At 74.6% G+C, this 21,338-nt stretch carries 1 protein-coding gene and 1 pseudogene; both read left to right on the forward strand.

Annotated elements, in window-relative coordinates:
- Positions 1 to 38 precede the first annotated feature (38 nt).
- Positions 39 to 10,820: a type I polyketide synthase gene (locus S1361_RS34095; RefSeq protein ID WP_208035699.1), complete on the forward strand. Its 10,782-nt coding sequence runs from the start codon at positions 39 to 41 to the stop codon at positions 10,818 to 10,820.
- A gap of 51 nt (positions 10,821 to 10,871) precedes the next feature.
- A pseudogene (locus tag S1361_RS34100) lies at positions 10,872 to 21,320 on the forward strand (type I polyketide synthase); the annotation flags it as partial.
- Positions 21,321 to 21,338: the final 18 nt, after the last annotated feature.

A 21,338-nucleotide genomic window follows, 5' to 3' on the forward strand; every position in this document is an offset into this window, starting at 1 on the left:
CCACCTGACGCCTTAGCCCCACTAGGAGCTGACCCGCAATGGCGGATGAAAGCAAGCTTCGCGACTACCTCAAGCGCGTTCTCGCCGACGCGCGCCGCTCCCAGCAACGCGTCCGTGAACTTGAGGCCGAGAAGGCGGAGCCGATCGCGATCGTGGGCATGGCGTGCCGGCTGCCCGGCGGGGTGACCGGCCCCGACGACCTGTGGCGACTCGTCCACGAACGCGGCGACGGCGTCTCGGAGTTCCCGACCGACCGCGGCTGGGACCTGGAGGCGCTGTTCGACGCCGACCCCGACAAGACAGGCAAGTCCTACGTCGACCAGGGCGGCTTCCTGCACGAGGCGGCCCTGTTCGACGCGGGTCTGTTCGGGATCTCCCCGCGCGAGGCCGTGGCGATGGACCCCCAGCAGCGGCTCCTGCTGGAAATGTCCTGGGAGGCGCTGGAGCGGGCCGGCATCGACGCGCTCACGCTCAAGGGCTCGGACGTCGGTGTCTTCGTGGGCGTCATCAACGAGGGCTACGCGACCGGCGGCCCCGTCCCACCCGAGCTGGAGGGCTTCACCGGCACCGGTACCACCGGAAGCGTCGCCTCGGGCCGCATCTCCTACGTCTTCGGTCTCGAAGGCCCCGCGGTGACCGTGGACACCGCCTGCTCCTCCTCCCTCGTCGCCATGCACCTGGCCGCCCAGGCGCTGCGCCGCGGGGAGTGCTCGATGGCCCTGGCGGGCGGTGCCACCGTCATGGCCGGACCCGGTATGTTCATGCAGTTCTCGCGGCAGCGGGCGCTGGCCGCCGACGGCCGCTGCAAGTCGTACGCCGACGCGGCCGACGGCACCGGCTGGGCCGAGGGCGCCGGTGTCGTCGTACTGGAGCGCCTGTCCGACGCCCGCCGCAACGGACACCGGGTGCTGGCCGTCGTCCGCGCGTCCGCCGTCAACCAGGACGGCGCCTCCAACGGCCTCACCGCCCCGAACGGGCCGTCCCAACAGCGCGTCATCCGCAAGGCGTTGGCCGAGGCGGGCCTGACCCCGGCGGACGTGGACGTGGTCGAGGGCCACGGCACGGGCACGGTCCTCGGCGACCCGATCGAGGCGCAGGCCCTCCTCGCGACCTACGGCCAGGACCGCGAACGCCCGCTGTGGCTGGGGTCGTTGAAGTCCAACATCGGGCACACGCAGGCCGCCGCCGGGGTCGCCGGTGTCATCAAGATGGTCCAGGCGATGCGGTACGGCGTCCTGCCCGCCACCCTGCACGTCGACACCCCGTCCTCCCAGGTCGACTGGTCCGCCGGGGCGATCGAGCTGCTCACCGAGGAACAGGACTGGCCCCGGACCGGCCGCCCCCGCCGGGCCGGCGTCTCCTCCTTCGGCGTCAGCGGTACCAACGCCCACCTGATCCTGGAAGAACCCCCGGAGGAACCGGCCACGGAGCCGGTGCCCCCGGGCGTCGGCGTGGTACCGCTGGTGGTGTCGGCGGCCACCGAAGCAGCACTGGCCGGCCAGGCCGGTCGCCTGGCCGCCTTCACCGGCGACACCGACACACCACTCGCCCACCTCGCGAGTGCCCTCCTCACCCAGCGAGCCTTGCTGAACGAACGTGCCGTGGTCGTCGCCGGGAGCCGGGAGGAGGCGGTGGCCGGGCTGGGCGCGTTGGCGAACGGGGAGAGCAGTCCCGCGGTGGTGTTCGGTTCTGTGGGTGCGCCTGGGCGGACGGTGTTGGTGTTCCCGGGTCAGGGTTCGCAGTGGCTGGGGATGGGCCGGGAGTTGCTGGATTCCTCGCCGGTGTTCGCCGCCAGGATCGAAGAGTGTGTCCGGGCTCTGGAGCCGTGGGTGGACTGGGACTTGGTGGCTGTGCTGCGCGGGGACGCTGATCTGCTGGCGCGGGTGGATGTGGTGCAGCCGGCGAGTTTCGCGGTGATGGTGGGCCTGGCCGCGGTGTGGGCGTCCGTGGGTGTCGTACCGGATGCGGTGGTCGGTCACTCGCAGGGCGAGATCGCCGCCGCCTGTGTGGCCGGTGCGTTGTCGCTGGAGGACGCGGCGCGGATCGTGGCCGTGCGCAGTCAGGTGATCGCGGGTGGGTTGGCGGGCCGGGGTGGTATGGCGTCGGTGGCGCTGTCCGAGGCGGAGGCTGCCTCCCGGATCACCGCCTGGGACGGCCGGGTTGAAATAGCCGCCGTCAACAGCCCTTCCTCCGTGGTGATCGCCGGAGACGCGGAAGCGTTGGACGAAGCCCTCGCCGCTCTTGAAGCCGACGGTGTACGGGTGCGCCGGGTGGCGGTGGATTACGCCTCCCACACCCGCCATGTCGAGGCCATCGAAGGGGCCTTGGCGGAAGCCTTCTCCGACATCCGCAGCCAGGCACCGCTGGTGCCCTTCTTCTCCACGGTCACCGGGGAGTGGGTGCGCGAGGCGGGTGTCCTGGACGGCGGCTACTGGTATCGCAACCTGCGCAGCCGGGTCCGCTTCGGACCTGCCATCGCCGCTCTCCTCGCCGAGGGGCACTCGGTGTTCATCGAGTCCAGCGCCCATCCGGTCCTTGTGCAGCCGGTGAACGAGATCGTGGACGAGACGGGGTCCGAGGCCGTCGTCACCGGTTCCCTGCGCCGCGAGGAAGGCGGCCTGCGGCGCCTGTTGGCGTCGATCGCGGAGGTCTTCGTCAAGGGCGTCCCCGTCGACTGGACCGGCGTCCTGCCCGCCGGCGCTGATGCCGTACAGGTGGACCTGCCGACGTACGCCTTCGACCACCGCCACTACTGGCTCCGGCTGAACGGAGCGAGCGACGCCACCGCGCTCGGCCAGGCATCGACGGACCACCCGTTGATCGGTGCGATCGTCGAGGTGCCCGAGACGGGCGGGGTGTTGTGCACCTCCCGGCTGTCCCTGCGCACACACCCCTGGCTGGCCGATCACACGGTCGGCGGAGTGGTCCTCGTCCCCGCCGCGGCCCTGGTCGAGCTGGCGGTGCGGGCCGGTGACGAGGTCGGGTGCGGAACCGTGGACGAACTCACGGTCGGCGTGCCGCTGGTGCTGCCGGAGCACGGCGGGGTGCGCGTCCAGGTCGCGGTCGGCGGTGTCGACGAGAGCGGCTGCCGTCCGGTCACCGTGTACTCGACGCGCGAGGACGCCACGGAGGTGAGCGGCGCGGAGGCCTGGGTGCGGCACGCCACCGGTGTGCTGACGGCGACGCCCAAGCCGGGCGAGAGCCCGCTGGCCGACTTCGCAGCCTGGCCGCCGGCCGGTGCCCGGCGCGTCGACGTGGAGGCGCTGTACGACGGTCTGGTCCGGCGCGGCTACGAGCACGGGCCCCTCTTCCGGGCCGTCCGCGGGCTCTGGCGGTTCGGTGACGAGATCCTCGCCGAGGTCGCCGTACCGGAGGACGAGCGAGAGGAGGCCGGGCGGTTCGGGCTGCATCCCGCGCTGCTGGACGCGGCCCTGCACCTGGCGCTGCTGGACGCCGCCGCGGCCGACGGCGGCTCCCGGGTGTGGTACCCGATCTGGCACGGACTCGCGCTGCACGCCGTCGGCGCCACGGCGCTGCGGGTCCGGGTCACGCCGCAGGGCCGCGACGCGCTCGCGCTGGAGGCGGCCGACCCCGCCGGCGGGCTGGTGCTGCGGGCGGAGTCGGCGGAGCTGCGGCCGCTGTCCGCGGAGCAGTTGGAGAGCGCCGCGGGTACGGCGAGCGACGACTCGCTGTTCCGTGTCGAGTGGACCGCGCTGCCCGGAGCCGAGGCGCCGGCGGACGAGCCGCCGGCCTGGGCCGCGGTGCGCTCCGCCGCCGACGTCACCGCCCTGGCGGAGGGCTCGGCCACGGCGTCGGACCTGCCCGCGCTCGTCGTACTGGAGGCCGTCGCGGCCCACGACCAGGGCGAGGACGACCCGGCGCTGGCCCTGACGAACCGGGTGCTGGCGGCCGTGCAGGCCTGGCTGGCCGCCCCCGCCCTGGAACCGACCCGGCTGGTCGTGGCCACCCGGGGAGCGGTACCGGCCGGCGCCGACGGCGCGGTGACCGATCCGGCGGGTGGCGCGGTGTGGGGCCTGATCCGTGCCGCGCAGTCCGAGAACCCGGACCGCCTCGTCCTCCTCGACCTCGACCCCGCGCTCGACCCCGGCATCCTGTTCGAGAACTCCGCCGACGTCCTGACCCGCCTGACAGTGGACACGGAGCCCGAACTGGCCCTGCGCGGGCAGACCTTGTACATCCCCCGGCTCGCCCGTGCCACCGCGGCGGGCCACGACCAAGCGGCAGCGGAAGCAAAGGCACCGGTGGCACTGGACCCGGAGGGCACGGTCCTCATCACCGGCGGCACCGGCTCGCTCGGCGGACTGCTGGCCCGGCACCTGGTCACCCGGCACGGCATCCGCCACCTCCTGCTGGCCAGCCGCCGCGGCCAAGCAGCCGATGGCGCCGCCGAACTGGTCGCCGAACTCACCGAACTCGGCGCCACCGAGGTCACGGTGGCATCCTGCGACGTCACCGACCGCGACGCGGTCGCCGCGCTGCTGACCGAGGCCCGCCGGGGTGGCCGTCCGCTGACCGGGGTCGTGCACACGGCGGGCATCGCGGACGCCGGAGTGATCGGCACCATCCAGCCCGAACAGGTGGCGCGGGTGTTCGCGCCGAAGGTGACAGCGGTGCGGCACCTGGACGAACTGACCCGCGAACTCGCCCCGGAACTCGCCGCGTTCGTCGTCTTCTCGTCCGTCTCCTCCGTCTTCCTCGGCGCGGGCACCGGCAGCTACGCGGCGGCCAACGCCTTCCTGGACGCCGTGGCCCAGCAGCGCCGGGCCGCGGGCCTGCCGGCCACCTCGCTCGCCTGGGGTCTGTGGGACCAGGCCACCGGCGGTATGGCGGCCGGCATGGACGACCTCACCCGAAGCCGGATGAACCGGCGCGGCGGTGTCCTGCCCATGTCCCCCGACGAGGGCATGGACCTCTTCGACGCGGCCCTGCGCACCGGTGAGGCCCTGCTCGTCCCGGCCAAACTGGACCTGCGGCAGCTGCGCACCGACGCCGGCGCCGGCCGGGCCGTCCCCACCCTGCTGCGCGGCCTGGTGCGCACCGGCCGGCAGACCGTGCGGGCCGCGGCCGGCGACAGCGGCGGCGGCCTGGCGGACCGGCTGGCCGGGCTGGGCACGGCCGAGCAGGAAGCACTGCTGCTGGACCTGGTGCGGACGCACGCGGCGACCGTGCTCGGCCACTCCGGTCCCGAGGGCATCAAGCCCGAGACCGCCTTCCGTGACTCCGGGTTCGACTCGCTCACCTCGGTCGAACTGCGCAACAGGCTCCGCGAGGCCACCGGCCTCAAACTGGCCTCCACCGTGGTCTTCGACCACCCGAACCCCCAGTCCCTCGCCCGCCACCTGCACGGCGAGCTGGCCGAGACGACGGCGACCACCCCGGCGCCGGTCACGGCGGTCAGGGCCGCCGACCCGGACGAACCGATCGCTATCGTCGGCATGGCCTGCCGCCTGCCCGGTGGCGTCGACAGCCCGGACGAGCTGTGGCGGTTGGTGTGCGAGGGCCGGGACGCGATGTCCGGCTTCCCCGACGACCGCGGCTGGGACCTGAGCGGCTTCTTCAGCGACGACCCGGACCGGACCGGCACCTCGTACGTGAGCCAGGGCGGCTTTCTCTACGACGCCGCACTGTTCGACGCCGGTTTCTTCGGCATCTCGCCGCGTGAGGCGCTGGCGATGGACCCGCAGCAGCGGCTGCTGCTGGAGACGTCCTGGGAGGCGCTGGAGCGGGCGGGCATCGATCCGCTGTCGTTGAAGGGCTCGGACGTCGGCGTCTTCTCCGGCCTGATGGGCCAGGGCTACGGGACCTCGGGCCCGGTACCGCCCGAGCTGGAGGGTTTCACCGGGACCGGGGGCATGGGCAGCGTCGCCTCCGGCCGCGTCGCCTACGTGTTCGGCTTCGAGGGCCCCGCGGTGACCGTCGACACCGCCTGCTCGTCCTCCCTGGTCGCCATCCACCTCGCCGCCCAGGCCCTGCGCAACGGCGAGTGCTCGATGGCCCTCGCCGGCGGAGCCACCGTCATGGCGACGCCGGGCACCTTCGTCGAGTTCTCCCGGCAGCGGGGTCTGGCCTCGGACGGTCGTTGCAAGTCGTACGCGGATGCGGCCGACGGCACGGGCTGGGCCGAGGGTGCGGGTGTGGTCGTGCTGGAGCTGCTGTCGGAGGCGCGGCGCAAGGGGCACCGGGTGCTGGCGGTGGTGCGGGGCAGCGCGGTGAACCAGGACGGTGCGTCCAACGGCCTGACCGCTCCCAACGGTCCTTCGCAGCAGCGGGTGATCCGCAAGGCGCTGGCGAACGCCGGGCTGACTCCGGCGGACGTGGACGCGGTGGAGGGGCACGGCACGGGCACCGTCCTCGGTGACCCGATCGAGGCGCAGGCCCTGCTCGCCACCTACGGCCAGGACCGCGAACGCCCGCTGTGGCTGGGATCGTTGAAGTCCAACATCGGGCACACCCAGATGGCCGCGGGCGTCGCCGGCGTGATCAAGATGGTTCAGGCCATGCGGCACGGCGTCCTCCCGGCCACCCTGCACGTCGACTCCCCGACATCCCAGGTCGACTGGTCGGACGGCGCCGTCGAACTGCTGACGGAGGCCCGGGAGTGGCCGGACGTGAACCGGCCGCGCCGCGTGGGCGTCTCCGGGTTCGGCGTCAGCGGCACCAACGCCCACGTCATTTTGGAGCAGGCGCCGGAGGAGTCCACTGCCGAGCCCGTGGTCCCGGCCGATGGCGTCTTTCCCGTGATCGTGTCGGCGCGGAGCGCTGGTGCGCTGGTCGGGCAGGCGGGTCGACTGGCCGCGTTCGTCGGTGGGACCGATGCGCCGCTGGCGGCCGTGGCGGGGGCGCTGGTGTCCCGGCGGGCGGTGCTCGCGGAGCGGGCCGTGGTCGTCGCCGGGTCGCGTGAGGAGGCGGTGGCCGGGCTGCGGGCACTGGCCGACGGGGAGACGACGCCGCTCGTGGTCACCGGGTCGGATGCCGACGGCAAGACGGTGTTCGTGTTCCCGGGGCAGGGGTCGCAACGGGTCGGTATGGGCCGTGAGTTGTGTGAGCGGTATCCGGTGTTCGCGCGGGCGCTGGACGATGCGTGTGCGGCCTTGGACGCACAGCTCGGTGCGGAACTCCCCCTCAAGGATGTGATCTTCGATCACGCGGACCTGCTGGACCAGACCGTGTTCACGCAGGCCGGTCTGTTCGCGGTGGAGTCGGCGCTGTTCCGGCTGGTGGAGTCCTGGGGTGTACGGCCGGACGTGGTGGCCGGGCACTCGATCGGTGAGGTCGTCGCGGCGCATGTGGCGGGGGTGCTGTCGCTGGAGGACGCGGCGGCGCTGGTGGCCGCGCGCGGCCGGCTGATGCAGGCCCTGCCGACGGGTGGTGCGATGGTCGCGGTGGCCGCGAGTGAGGGCGAGGTCGCCGAACACCTCGGTGACGGCGTGGACTTGGCGGCGGTGAACGCACCCGGATCGGTCGTGCTGTCCGGCGATGAGACGGCCGTTGTGGCGGTGGCGGAGAAGCTGCGCGAGCAGGGCCGCCGCGTGAAGCGGCTCACCGTCTCCCATGCCTTCCACTCGGCCCTGATGGAGCCGATGCTGGCCGACTTCGCGGCAGCCTTGGAGGGGCTGACGTGGAACGAGCCGTCCATCCCGGTGGTGTCCAATGTGACCGGAAGGCTCGCGGTGCCGGGCCAGTTGACGGACCCGGCGTACTGGGTCGACCACGTCCGCCGCCCGGTCCGCTTCGCCGACGGCATCACCGCCTCCGGTGGCTCGGTGTTCCTCGAACTCGGTCCCGGCGGAGCGCTGACCGGCGCGATCACGGAATCGGTGGACGCGGTGAGCGTCGCGGCCCTGCGCGACGACCGCGGCGAGGCCCAGACCCTGCTCTCGGCCGTGGCCCACCTCTTCGTACGCGGCACGACGGTGAACTGGGCGGCAGCCCTCCCGAAGGGCGCCACGGAAGCCCACGTGGACCTGCCCACGTACGCCTTCGACCACCGCCACTACTGGCTGCACATGGCCCCCGCCACCGACGCCGCAGCCCTCGGACAGAGCACGGCGGATCATCCACTGCTGGGTGCGGTGGTGGAGGTGCCGGAGACCGGCGGTGTGCTGTGCACGTCCCGGCTGTCCCTGCGGACGCATCCCTGGCTGGCGGACCATGCCGTCGGGGGAGTGGTCCTTCTGCCCGGCACCGGGCTCATCGAGCTGGCGGTCCGCGCCGGTGACGAGGTCGCCTGCGGGATCGTGGAGGAACTCGTCATCGAGGCGCCGCTGGTCGTGCCCGAGCAGGGCGGCGTACGCGTCCAGGTCGCCGTCGGCGGGGCGGACGACGAGGGGCTGCGGACGGTGGCGGTGTACTCCGCCCGGGAGGACGCGGCCGGTGAGATCGGCAGCGCGGCCTGGACCCGGCACGCCACGGGCACCATGACCGGCACGGTCCCCGCGACCGGCGGTACCTTCGACTTCACCGCGTGGCCGCCGCCCGGCGCCGAGCGGGCCGAGGTCGACGTCGACGCCTTCTACTCCGGTCTCATCGAGAAGGGGTACACCTACGGCCCGGTCTTCCAGGGGCTGCGGGCGGTCTGGCGGCGCGGCGACGAGGTGTACGCCGAGGTCGCCCTGCCGGACGGGCAGCGAGAGGAGGCGGCCGGGTTCGGTATCCACCCGGCCCTGCTCGACGCGGCCCTGCACGCCAACGGATTCGTCACCCCGGCCGACGCCGCTCCCGGCGATGCGCCGCGCACGGTCCTGCCGTTCGCGTGGAACCGGCTGGCGCTGCACGCAGGCGGCGCCTCGGCGCTGCGGGTGCGGGTGGCGCCGTCCGGGCCCGACGCCGTGGCGGTGCAGGCCGCCGACGAGACCGGTGCGCCGGTGCTCACGACCGAGTCGCTGGTGTTCCGCGCGGTCAGCGCCGAGCAGTTGGAGGCCGCGGCCGGCGCGCCCGGCGGGGACGCGCTGTTCCGTGTGGAGTGGACCGACCTCACCGTGCCGGTCCGCACGGGCACCCCGGCGCCGGCCTGGACGCGGGTCGCCACCGCCGCCGACGTCGCCGGTGACGGCGTGCCGGAGGTGCTGGCCGTACCGGCGGACGGCTCCGACGACGCCCTGGAGCGCACCGCCCGGGTCCTGGACGTCCTGCAGGCCTGGCTGGCCGACGAGCGGCTCGCGGAGTCCCGGCTCGTGGTCCTGTCCCGGGGCGCGGTGCCCGCCGCCGGCGAGGACACCGTGACCGACCCGGCGGGGGCGGCCGTCTGGGGGCTCGTACGGGCCGCCCAGGCGGAGAACCCCGACCGGATCACGCTCATCGACACCGATGCGCCGTGGGAGGACGACGACTCCCTCACCGCCCTCCTCACCACCGCGGCGGCGGCCGGGGAACCGCAGCTCGCGCTGCACGGTACGACCGTCCGTGCCCCGCGCCTGGCACGGGCCACCGCCGCCCCCGGGGACCCGGGTTGGGACCCGGAGGGCACCGTCCTCGTCACCGGCGGCACCGGCTCGCTCGGCGCCCTGCTGGCCCGGCACCTGGTCGAGCGGCGCGGCGTCCGGCATCTGCTCCTGGCGAGCCGGCGCGGCCCGGACGCCGAAGGCGCGCGGGAACTGGTCGCCGAGCTGACCGCGCTCGGCGCGACGACCGTACGGGTGGCCGCCTGCGACATCGCCGACCGGGAGGCGCTCACCGCCCTGCTGGACTCCGTACCCGACGAGCACCCGCTGACCGCCGTCCTGCACACCGCGGGCGTCCTGGACGACGGTGTGATCGGCACCCTCCACCGCGAGCGGCTGGCCCACGTCTTCGCGCCGAAGGTGGCGGCCGTACAGCACCTGGACGAGCTGACCCGCACGCGGGACCTGACGACGTTCGCGGTGTTCTCCTCCGCCTCCGGGCTGTTCGGCTCGGCCGGTCAGGGCAACTACGCCGCCGCCAACGCCTGGCTGGACGCCACGATGGCCCGGCGCAGGGCAGCGGGCCTGCCCGCGCTGTCCCTGGCCTGGGGACCCTGGGAGCAGACCACCGGGATGACCACCGGCGCGGAGGCGGCGGCCCGCACCCGCGGCAACCGGCGTGGTGGCATCCTGCCGCTCGCGCCGCAGGAGGGCCTGGCCCTCTTCGACGCCGCCCTGACCGGCGACGACACGCTGCTCGTCCCGGTCAAGCTGGACCTGCGGGCCGTACGCGCCGAGGCGGCCACGGGACCCGGAGTGCCGCCGCTGCTCCGCCGACTCGTCCGCACCGGGCGGCAGTCGGCGCGGGCCGCCGCCGGCGACGGCGGCGACGGCCTGCTGCGCCGGCTGGCCGGCCTCGACCGCGACCGGCAGGAAGCCGTGGTGCTGGACGTCGTCCGCGGTCATGTGGCCGGCGTGCTCGGTCACACGGGAGCGGACGGCGTCGGAGCGGAAACGGCGTTCAAGGACGCCGGGTTCGACTCCCTCACCTCCGTGGAGCTGCGCAACCGGCTGCGCGCCGCGACCGGCGTCAACCTCTCCGCCACCGTGGTCTTCGACTACCCCACACCGCTCGCCCTGGCCCGCCACCTGCACGGCGAACTCGTCCCGGAGGGCGCGACAGGGCAGCGGCCGGCGGCGGAGGCGGACGAGGAACGGCTGCGCCACGCGCTGATCAGCCTTCCGCTGGAGCGGTTCCGGGAGGCCGGCCTGCTGGACGCGCTGGTGGAGCTGGCCGCCCTGGAACCCGGCGCACCCGTGCCCGGCGAACCGGACACCGCTCCCGGAGCACTGGCCGGCCTGGACGTCGACGACCTCGTACACCTCGCGCTGGGCGACAGCGGAACCCTCGAAGGCTGACGCGGCACACGACAGATTGGGGCAGGGACAGTGAGTGCTTCCTACGAGAAGCTTGTCGAGGCGCTGCGCAAGTCGCTGGAAGAGGTCGGCACGCTGAAGAAGCGGAACCAGCAGCTGCTGGCCGCGTCGCGCGAGCCGATCGCGATCGTGGGCATGGCCTGCCGGCTGCCCGGCGGTGTCGACACGCCCGAGGACCTGTGGGAGTTGGTCGCCGAGGGCCGCGACGGGGTGTCCGGCTTCCCGGACGACCGCGGCTGGGACCTCGACACCCTGCTGGACGCCGACCCCGAGAAGACCGGCACCTCCTACGTCGACCAGGGCGGGTTCCTGCACGGCGCCGGTCGGTTCGACGCGGAGTTCTTCGGCATCTCCCCGCGTGAGGCGCTGGCGATGGACCCGCAGCAACGGTTGCTGCTGGAGACGTCCTGGGAGGCGCTGGAGCGGTCCGGCATCGACCCGCTGTCGCTGAAGGGCACCGACGTCGGCGTCTTCAACGGCATCATGGGCGTCGACTACTTCGCCGGTGGCAGCGTCCCGCCGGAACTGGAGGGCTTCACCGGCACCGGCGCCGCGTCCAGCGTGGCCTCCGGCCGCATCTCCTACGTCTTCGGCTTCGAGGGTCCCGCCGTCACCCTGGACACCGCCTGCTCCTCCTCCCTGGTCGCCATCCACCTCGCCGTGCAGGCCCTGCGACGCGGCGAGTGCACGATGGCCCTGGCCGGCGGCGCCACCGTCATGGCCACACCCGGCCTGTTCATCGACTTCTCGCGGCAGCGGGGCCTGGCCGCCGACGGCCGCTGCAAGGCCTACTCGTCGTCCGCCGACGGCACCGGCTGGGCCGAGGGCGCGGGAGTCGTCGTCCTGGAGCGGCTGTCGGAGGCGCGGCGCAAGGGCCACCGGGTGCTGGCCGTCGTGCGCGGCACAGCGGTCAACCAGGACGGCGCGTCCAACGGCCTGACCGCGCCCAACGGTCCTTCGCAGCAGCGGGTGATCCGCAAGGCCCTGGCCGCGGCCGGCCTGACCCCCTCCGACGTGGACGCGGTGGAGGGCCACGGCACGGGCACCGTCCTCGGCGACCCGATCGAGGCGCAGGCCCTGCTCGCCACCTACGGCCAGGACCGGCAACAGCCGCTGTGGCTGGGCTCGTTGAAGTCCAACATCGGGCACACCCAGGCCGCCGCGGGCGTCGCCGGTGTCATCAAGATGATCCAGGCCATGCGGCACGGCGTCCTCCCGGCCACCCTGCACGTCGACGAGCCCTCCCCCCGCGTCGACTGGGACACGGGCGCGGTACGACTGCTCACCGAGCCCCGCGACTGGCCGCGCCTGGACCGGCCGCGCCGCGCCGGCGTCTCCGGCTTCGGCGTCAGCGGCACCAACGCCCACGTCATCCTCGAACAGGCACCGGAGGAGCCCGGCATCGCACCGGTGGCCCCTGCCCAGGGCCCGATACCGGTGGTGGTGTCGGCACGCAACGAGACTGCCCTCGCCGGACAGGCGGGGCGACTGGCGGACTTCCTCACCGACACCGGTACACCGCCGGAGGTCGTCGCGGGGGCGCTGGTGTCCCGGCGGGCGGTGCTTCCCGAACGGGCCGTGGTCCTCGCCGAGAGCCGCGAGGGAGTGGTTTCCGGGCTGCGGGCACTGGCCGCCGGGGAGACGACTCCCTCCGTGGTCACGGGCTCGAACACCGACGGGAAGACGGTGTTCGTCTTTCCGGGGCAGGGGTCGCAACGGGTCGGTATGGGCCGTGAGTTGTGTGAGCGGTATCCGGTGTTCGCGCGGGCGCTGGACGATGCGTGTGCGGCCTTGGACGCACAGCTCGGTGCGGAACTCCCCCTCAAGGATGTGATCTTCGATCACGCGGACCTGCTGGACCAGACGGTGTTCACGCAGGCCGGTCTGTTCGCGGTGGAGTCGGCGCTGTTCCGGCTGGTGGAGTCCTGGGGTGTACGGCCGGACGTGGTGGCCGGGCACTCGATCGGTGAGGTCGTCGCGGCGCATGTGGCGGGGGTGCTGTCGCTGGAGGACGCGGCGGCGCTGGTGGCCGCGCGCGGCCGGCTGATGCAGGCCCTGCCGACGGGTGGTGCGATGGTCGCGGTGGCCGCGAGTGAGGGCGAGGTCGCCGAACACCTCGGTGACGGCGTGGACTTGGCGGCGGTGAACGCACCCGGGTCGGTTGTCCTCTCCGGCGATGAGACGGCCGTTGTGGCGGTGGCGGAGAAGCTGCGCGAGCAGGGCCGCCGGGTCAAGCGGCTCACCGTCTCGCATGCCTTCCACTCGGCCCTGATGGAGCCGATGCTGGCCGATTTCGCGGCAGCCTTGGAGGGGCTGGCGTGGAACGAGCCCGTCATCCCCGTCGTATCGAACGTGACCGGAAGGCTTGCGGTGCCGGGCCAGTTGACGGACCCGGCGTACTGGGTCGACCACGTCCGCCGCCCGGTCCGCTTCGCCGACGGCATCGCCGCCTCCGGTGGCTCGGTGTTCCTGGAGCTCGGTCCCGGTGGTGCGCTGACCGGCGCGATCACGGAATCGGCGGGCGAGGACGCGGTGAGCGTGCCCGCCCTGCGCGACGACCGCGGCGAGGCCCAGACCCTGCTCTCGGCCGTGGCCCACCTCTTCGTGCACGGCACCAGGGTGAACTGGGCGGCGATTCTCCCCGAGGGCGCCACCGAAGCCCACGTGGACCTGCCGACGTACGCCTTCGACCACCAGCACTACTGGCTCCCGGCCCCCCGCCCCCTTCTGGACGCCACGGCCCTGGGTCAGGGCGCGGCGGATCACCCGTTGCTGGGCGCGGTGGTGCAGTTGCCGCAGTCCGACGGGCTGGTGTTCACCTCCCGGCTGTCCCTGCGGACGCATCCCTGGCTGGCGGACCACGCCATCGGGGGAGTGGTGCTGGTGCCCGGCACCGGGCTGGTCGAACTCGCCGTGCGGGCCGGTGACGAGGTCGGCTGCGGGGTGCTGGACGAGCTGGTCGTCGAGGCGCCCCTGGTCGTCCCGGAGCAGGGCGCCGTACGGGTCCGGGTGGCCGTCGGCGGGCCGGACGAGACCGGGGCCCGCAGCGTGGAGGTGTACTCCACGCGCCACGAGGTCGGCACGGAGAGCGGCCCGGAGGCCTGGACCCGGCACGCGGGCGGGACGCTGAGCACCGGCGTCACCTCCGCCGGCACCTTCGACTTCACCGCCTGGCCGCCGCCCGGCGCCCGGCAGGTCGACATCTCCGGCGGCTACGAGAAGCTGACGCGCGCGGGATACGGGTACGGCCCGGCGTTCCAGTGCGTGCAAAAGGTGTGGCGGCGCGACGGCGAGCTGTTCGCCGAGGTCGTCGTACCGCAGGAGCAGCGGGAGAACGCCGCCGGGTTCGGTATCCACCCGGCGCTGCTCGACGCCGCGCTGCACGCGAGCATCCTGGACGCCGCCGCCGAGGTGACCGACGGTGCCGTGGCGCAGGAGGAGGCGGTCGTACGGCTGCCGTTCGCCTGGAACGGGCTCACCCTGCACGCCTCCGGTGCCACGTCGATCCGGGTACGGCTGCTGCGGCCCGACCCGGACACGCTGTCGCTGGAGGCCGTGGACGACACCGGCGGCCTGGTGCTGACCCTGGACTCGCTGGTCTCGCGGGCCGTCTCCGGCGAGCAGCTCGAAGCGGCGGCCGGTGCGCCCGGCACCGACGCGCTGTTCCAGGTGGAGTGGAGCGAGCTGCCGTCCGTGGCCGGCGCCGGCCAGGTGCCGGAGGCCACGGTGGTCGAGGCCCGTAGCGGCGCCGGTGACACGCCGGTGGCGTTGGCGGGGAGGGCGCTGGCGGCCGTGCAGGCGTGGCTGGCGGACGAGGCCGCCGGGGAGGGGCGGCTGGTCGTGGTCACCCGGGGTGCCGTGCCGGCCGGTGGCGACCGTGCGGTCACCGACCCCGGTGGCGCGGCCGTGTGGGGTCTCGTGCGTGCCGCGCAGGCGGAGAACCCCGGCCGGATCACCCTCGTCGACACCGACCCCGACACCGACGAGGCAGACCTCGGTCCCGCGCTCGCGGCCGGCGAGCCGCAGGTGGCGGTGCGGGGTACCGCGTTGTACGTGCCGCGCCTGGCCCGTGCGGCCGGCTCGGGGGAGCCGGGCCTGGACCCGGACGGCGCGGTCCTGATCACCGGCGGTACCGGTTCGCTGGCCGGTCTGCTGGCCCGGCACCTGGTGACCCGGCACGGCATCCGGCACCTGGTCCTGGTCAGCCGCAGCGGTCTGCAGGCCGACGGGGCGCCGGAGCTGGTGGCGGAGCTGGAGGCGCTGGGCGCGGAGTCGGTCGCGGTGCCCGCCTGTGACGTGACCGACCGGGACGCCGTGGCGGCCCTGCTCACCGGCCTGACCGGGAGCGGGCCCCGGCTGACCGCCGTCGTCCACGCGGCCGGGGTCTTCGACGCCGGTGTGGTCGGCGAGATCGAACCCGGGCGGCTGGAGCGGGTGTTCGCGCCGAAGGTGACCGCCGTGGAGCACCTGGACGAGCTGACCCGTGAACTCGCGCCCGATCTGGACGCGTTTGTCGCCTACTCCTCAGTCTCCGGTGTCTTCCTCGGTGCGGGCACCGGGAGTTACGGCGCCGCGAACGCCTGCATGGACGGGCTGATGGCGCGCCGCCGGGCGGCCGGGTTCCCGGCCCGGTCCCTCGCCTGGGGACTGTGGGAGCAGACCACCGGGATGGGCGCCGGCCTCGACGATCTGTCGCGCAGCCGCATGAGCCGCCGCGGCGGCGTGCTGGCGCTCGGGCCCGTGGAGGGCATGGAGCTGTTCGACGCGGCCCTGGGCAGCGGACAGACACTGCTGGTGCCGGTGAAACTGGACCTGCGCGGGCTGCGGGCCGACGCGAGTGCCGGGGCCACCGTGCCGCCGCTGCTGCGCGGACTGGTCCGCGCGGGCCGGCGTGCCGCGCGCGGCACCGGACGCGAGGGCCGGGACGGACTGGCCGGACGGCTGGCCGGGCTGGCGCCCGCCGAGCGGGAGGCACTGCTGCTCGACCTGGTCCGCACCCACGTCGCAGGCGTCCTCGGGCACACCGGGCCGGAGCGGGTCAGGGCCGAGACGGTGTTCAAGGACGCCGGGTTCGACTCGCTCACCTCCGTCGAACTGCGCAACCGGCTGCGCGAGGCCACCGGCCTCCACCTGCCCGCCACCGCCGTCTTCGACTACCCGACCCCGCTCGCCCTGGCCCGGCACCTGCACGAGGAGTTCCAGGGCGTGTCCCCGGCCGCGTCCGCGACGCAGGCCGTGGTGCACGACCCGGACGAGCCGGTCGCCGTGGTCGGCATGGCCTGCCGGCTGCCCGGCGGGGTCGCCGGCCCCGAGGACCTGTGGCGCCTGGTCCGCGAGGGCCGCGACGGCGTCACCGGGTTCCCCACCGACCGCGGCTGGGACCTCGACACGGTCTTCGACGCCGACCCCGAACACGCCGGCACCTCCTACGTCGGCCAGGGCGGGTTCCTGCACGAGGCACCGCTGTTCGACCCGCTGTTCTTCGGGATCTCCCCGCGCGAGGCGGTGGCCATGGACCCCCAGCAGCGGCTGCTGCTGGAGACGTCCTGGGAAGCGCTGGAGCGGGCCGGTATCGACCCGCTGTCGCTGAAGGGCACGGACGTCGGTGTGTTCAGCGGCATCATGGGCGTCGACTACTACTCCGGCGGTGACGTGCCGGAGGAGGTCGGCGGTTTCGCACTGACCGGCGCCGGGGCGAGCGTGGCCTCCGGCCGGGTGTCGTACGTCTTCGGCTTCGAGGGCCCGGCCGTGACCGTGGACACCGCCTGCTCCTCCTCGCTGGTCGCCCTGCACCTGGCAGCGCAGGCCCTGCGAGGCGGCGAGTGCTCCCTGGCCCTGGCCGGCGGCTCCACGGTGATGGCCGGGCCCGGGATGTTCATGGAGTTCTCCCGGCAGCGGGCGCTCGCCACGGACGGGCGGTGCAAGTCCTACGCCGACGCCGCCGACGGCACCGGCTGGGCCGAGGGCGCCGGTGTGGTCGTACTGGAACGGCTCTCGGAGGCGCGGCGCAAGGGGCACCCGGTGCTCGCCGTGATCCGCGGCAGCGCCGTCAACCAGGACGGCGCCTCCAACGGGCTCACCGCCCCCAACGGACCCTCGCAGCAGCGGGTGATCCGCAAGGCGCTGGCGAACGCCGGGCTGACCCCGGCCGACGTGGACCTGGTGGAGGGCCACGGCACCGGCACCGTCCTCGGCGACCCGATCGAGGCCCAGGCCCTGCTCGCGACCTACGGCCGGGAACGGGACCCGGAACGGCCGCTGTGGCTCGGCTCCCTGAAGTCCAACATCGGGCACGCGCAGGCCGCCGCCGGGGTCGCCGGCGTGATCAAGGCCGTACAGGCGCTGCGGCACCGCGAGATGCCCGCCACCCTGCACGTCGACGCGCCCTCCTCCCAGGTCGACTGGTCGGCCGGTGCGGTGCGCCTGCTCACCGAGGCCCGGCCGTGGACCGACCCGGGACGGCCGCGCCGGGCCGCGGTGTCCTCGTTCGGGCTGAGCGGCACCAACGCGCACGTCATCCTTGAGGAGGCCGCAGAGGAGGCCGCCGAGGGGCCCGCGCCGCGGCCCGCGCCGGAGCCGGCGGACACGGCCGCTGTCGTACCGCTCGTGGTGTCGGCACGCGGCACCACGGCGCTCGCCGGACAGGCCGCCCGGCTCGCCGCGTTCCTCGACTCCGCCGACGCCGCGCCCGCCGACGTCGCGGCGGCCCTGGTGACCCGGCGGGCCGTCCTGCCGGAGCGCGCCGTGGTGGTGGCCGGCAGCCGTGCGCAGGCCCTGGCCGGACTGGGTGCGCTGGCCCGCGGCGAGAGCAGCCCCGCCGTGGTGACCGGAACCCCCGCCCCGGCCGGCGCCGGCAAGGTCGTCTTCGTCTTCCCCGGCCAGGGCAACCAGTGGGCCGGCATGGGCCGTGAACTCCTCGACGCCTCACCGGTGTTCGCCGAACGGATCGCCGAATGCGCCCGCGCCCTGGAACCCTGGGTGGACTGGAAACTGGAGGACGTGCTCCGCGGCGAGGCACCGGACGGCCTGCTGCGGCGCGTCGACGTCGGCCAGCCGGCGGGCTTCGCCGTGATGGTCGCCCTCGCCGCCGTGTGGGCCGCGGCCGGGGTCGTACCGGACGCGGTGGTGGGCCACTCCCAGGGCGAGATCGCCGCGGCCTGCGTCGCAGGAGCGCTGCCGCTCGACGAGGCGGCCCGGCTCGTGGCGCTGCGGTCCCAGGTGATCGCCGAGCGGCTGTCCGGGCACGGCGGCATGATCGCCGTTTCCCTGCCCGAGGGCGAGGCGGCCGCCGCCGTCGAACCCTGGGCGGGCCAGGTGCACGTGTCCGCAGTCAACGGCCCCTCCTCGGCCGTGGTGGCCGGGGACGCAGGCGTCCTGGACGAGGTCGTCGAGACGCTGGCGGCCCGGGGCGTCCGGGCCCGGCGGATCGCGGCCGACTTCGCCTCCCACACCCCGCACGTGGACGCGGTGCGCGAATCCCTCGCCAAGGCGTTCGGCGACGTCCGCGGCCAGGCCCCGGTCATCCCCTTCCACTCCACCGTCACCGGCGAGCGCGTCACCGAGGCCGGCGCCCTGGACGCCGACTACTGGTACGCCAACATGCGCCGTCAGGTGCGTTTCGGCCCCGTCGTCGCCGGCCTGCTGGAGACCGGGCACACCGTGTTCGTGGAGGTCGGTGCCCACCCGGTGCTGGCCCCCGCGGTCAGCGAGACGGCCGACGGCGCCGACGTGCTGGTGACCGGCACGCTGCGCCGCGACGACGGCGGCCCCGGGCGGCTGCTGGCGTCCCTGGCCGCACTGTTCGTGAAGGGCGTCCCCGTGGACTGGACGGGCGTCCTGCCGCCCGCCGCCCGCCCCGTCGACCTGCCCACCTACGCCTTCGACCACCAGCACTACTGGCTGCCCGCCCCCGCCGCCGCGGGCGACGCCGCCTCGCTGGGACTGGCCGGCGCCGACCACCCGCTCATCGGCGCGGTGGTCGAGGTGCCCGACACCGGCGGCGTACTGTGCACCGCCCGGCTGTCGCTGCGCACCCACCCCTGGCTCGCCGACCACGCCGTCGGCGACGTCGTCCTGCTGCCCGGCACCGGCCTGGTGGAACTCGCCGTCCGCGCGGGCGACGAGGCCGGTTGCGCCACCCTGGACGAACTCGTCATCGAAGCCCCGCTGATCCTGCCCGCGCAGGGCGGCGTACGCGTCCAGGTCGGCGTCGGCGGCCCCGACGACCAGGGCGCCCGCACCGTCACCATCCACTCCGCGCGCGACGGCGCGGCCGGCGCCGACGGCTGGACCCGGCACGCCACCGGCGTCCTGACCCCGGCCCCCCGCACCCGCCCCGCCGCCCACCCCGACCTCACCACCTGGCCGCCGCCCGGCGCCGAACGCGTCGAGGTGACCCCGGAGGACTTCTACGCCGGACTGCGCGACCACGACTACCGCTACGGCCCCGTCTTCCGCGGCCTGCGCGCGGTGTGGCGGCGCGGCGAGGAACTCTTCGCCGAGATCGCCCTGCCCGGACAACAGCGCGCGGCCGCGACGGAGTTCGGACTCCACCCCGCCCTTCTCGACGCCGCCCTGCACACCAAGGCGTTCCTCGCCGACGGCGAGCACCGCACGATGCTTCCCTTCGCCTGGAACGGGCTCACCCTGCACGCCTCCGGAGCCGCGTCCCTGCGGATCCGGGTGGCCCGGCCCGCCCCGGACGCGCTGTCCCTGGAAGCCGCCGACGAGACCGGCAGCCCCGTCCTGAGCGCGGACTCGCTGGTCTTCCGCCCGGTCGCCCCGGAGCAACTGCGCATCACGGGCGGTGCCGAGATGCTCTTCGGCGTCGACTGGGTCCCGCTGCCCCGGCCGGCGGCCGCCGGGGCACCGTCCTGGCTGCGGCTGTCCACCGCGGAAGAGGTGGCGACCCTCGCCGAGGACACTCCGGACGGCGCCGAACTGCCCCGCGCCGTCGTACTGGGGGCCGTGACCGGCGGTCCGGAGGACACCCCGCTCGCCGTGACCGACCGCACCCTGGAGGTCGTCCAGACCTGGCTCGCCGGGGGCGGCCTGGAGGACAGCCGGCTGGTCGTGCTCACCCGGGGCGCGGTGCCCGCGGGCGGCGACGGTACGGTCACCGACCCGGGCGGCGCGGCCGTCTGGGGGCTGGTCCGTGCCGCGCAGGCCGAGAACCCGGACCAGATCGTCCTCGTCGACACCGACAGCGAACCGGCGGACCCGGGGGCGCTGCTCGGCGCGGTCCTGGCCACCGGTGAACCGCAGCTGGCGGTGCGGGGCACGGCGTTGTACGTGCCGCGCCTGGCCCGTGCGGCCGGCTCGGGGGAGCCGGGCCTGGACCCGGACGGCGCGGTCCTGATCACCGGCGGTACCGGTTCGCTGGCCGGTCTGCTGGCCCGGCACCTGGTGACCCGGCACGGCATCCGGCACCTGGTCCTGGTCAGCCGCAGCGGTCTGCAGGCCGACGGGGCGCCGGAGCTGGTGGCGGAGCTGGAGGCGCTGGGCGCGGAGTCGGTCGCGGTGCCCGCCTGCGACACGACCGACCGGGACGCCGTGGCGGCCCTGCTCACCGGCCTGACCGAGAACGGCCCCCGCCTCACCGCCGTCGTCCACGCGGCCGGCCTGTACGACGCGGGCGTGGTCGGCGAGATCGAACCCGGGCGGCTGGAGCGGGTGTTCGCGCCGAAGGTGACCGCAGTGGAGCACCTGGACGAGCTGACCCGTGAACTCGCCCCCGATCTCGACGTGTTCCTCGCCTACTCCTCCGTCTCGGGTGTCTTCCTCGGTGCGGGCACCGGGAGTTACGGCGCCGCGAACGCCTGCATGGACGGGCTGATGGCGCGCCGCCGGGCGGCCGGGTTCCCGGCCCGGTCCCTCGCCTGGGGACTGTGGGAGCAGACCACCGGCATGGCGGCCCGCACCGACGAACTCACCCGCGGCCGGCTCAGCCGCCGCGGCGGCGTCCTCGCCCTCACACCCGAGGAGGGCATGCAACTCTTCGACGCGGCACTGGGCAGCGACCGGACCCTGCTCGTGCCGGCCAAGCTCGACCTGCGCGGACTGCGCTCCGACGCCAGTGCCGGGGCCACCGTGCCGCCGCTGCTGCGCGGACTGGTCCGCGCGGGCCGGCAGTCGGCGCGGACGGCCGTCACCGGGGACGAGCGGCGCCGGCTCGCCGAACGCCTGGCCGGGCTGCCGGCCGGAGAACGGGCCGAGGCCCTGCTGGAACTGGTGCGCACCCAGATCGCCGTCGTCCTCGGCTACACCGCGGACCACCAGGTCGACGCCGACCAGGGCCTGTTCGAGATCGGCTTCGACTCGCTGACCGCGCTGGAACTGCGCAACCGGCTGGGCGAGCTGACCGGCACCAAGCTCGGCGCGGGCCTCGTCTTCGACCATCCGACGCCCGCGCTGATCGTCGCCCATCTGACCGAGCGCCTGTACGGCGAGGACGCGACCGGGCCCGTGGCCCTGTCCGTCTGAGGCGTCCACCCACCGCAC

This window comes from Streptomyces cyanogenus (assembly GCF_017526105.1).
In the GTDB taxonomy this organism is placed as follows: domain Bacteria; phylum Actinomycetota; class Actinomycetes; order Streptomycetales; family Streptomycetaceae; genus Streptomyces; species Streptomyces cyanogenus.

Excerpts from the sequence above, each read along its gene's own strand:
- S1361_RS34095 (WP_208035699.1), top strand. The coding sequence starts at position 39 with ATGGCGGATGAAAGCAAGCTTCGCGACTACCTCAAGCGCGTTCTCGCC.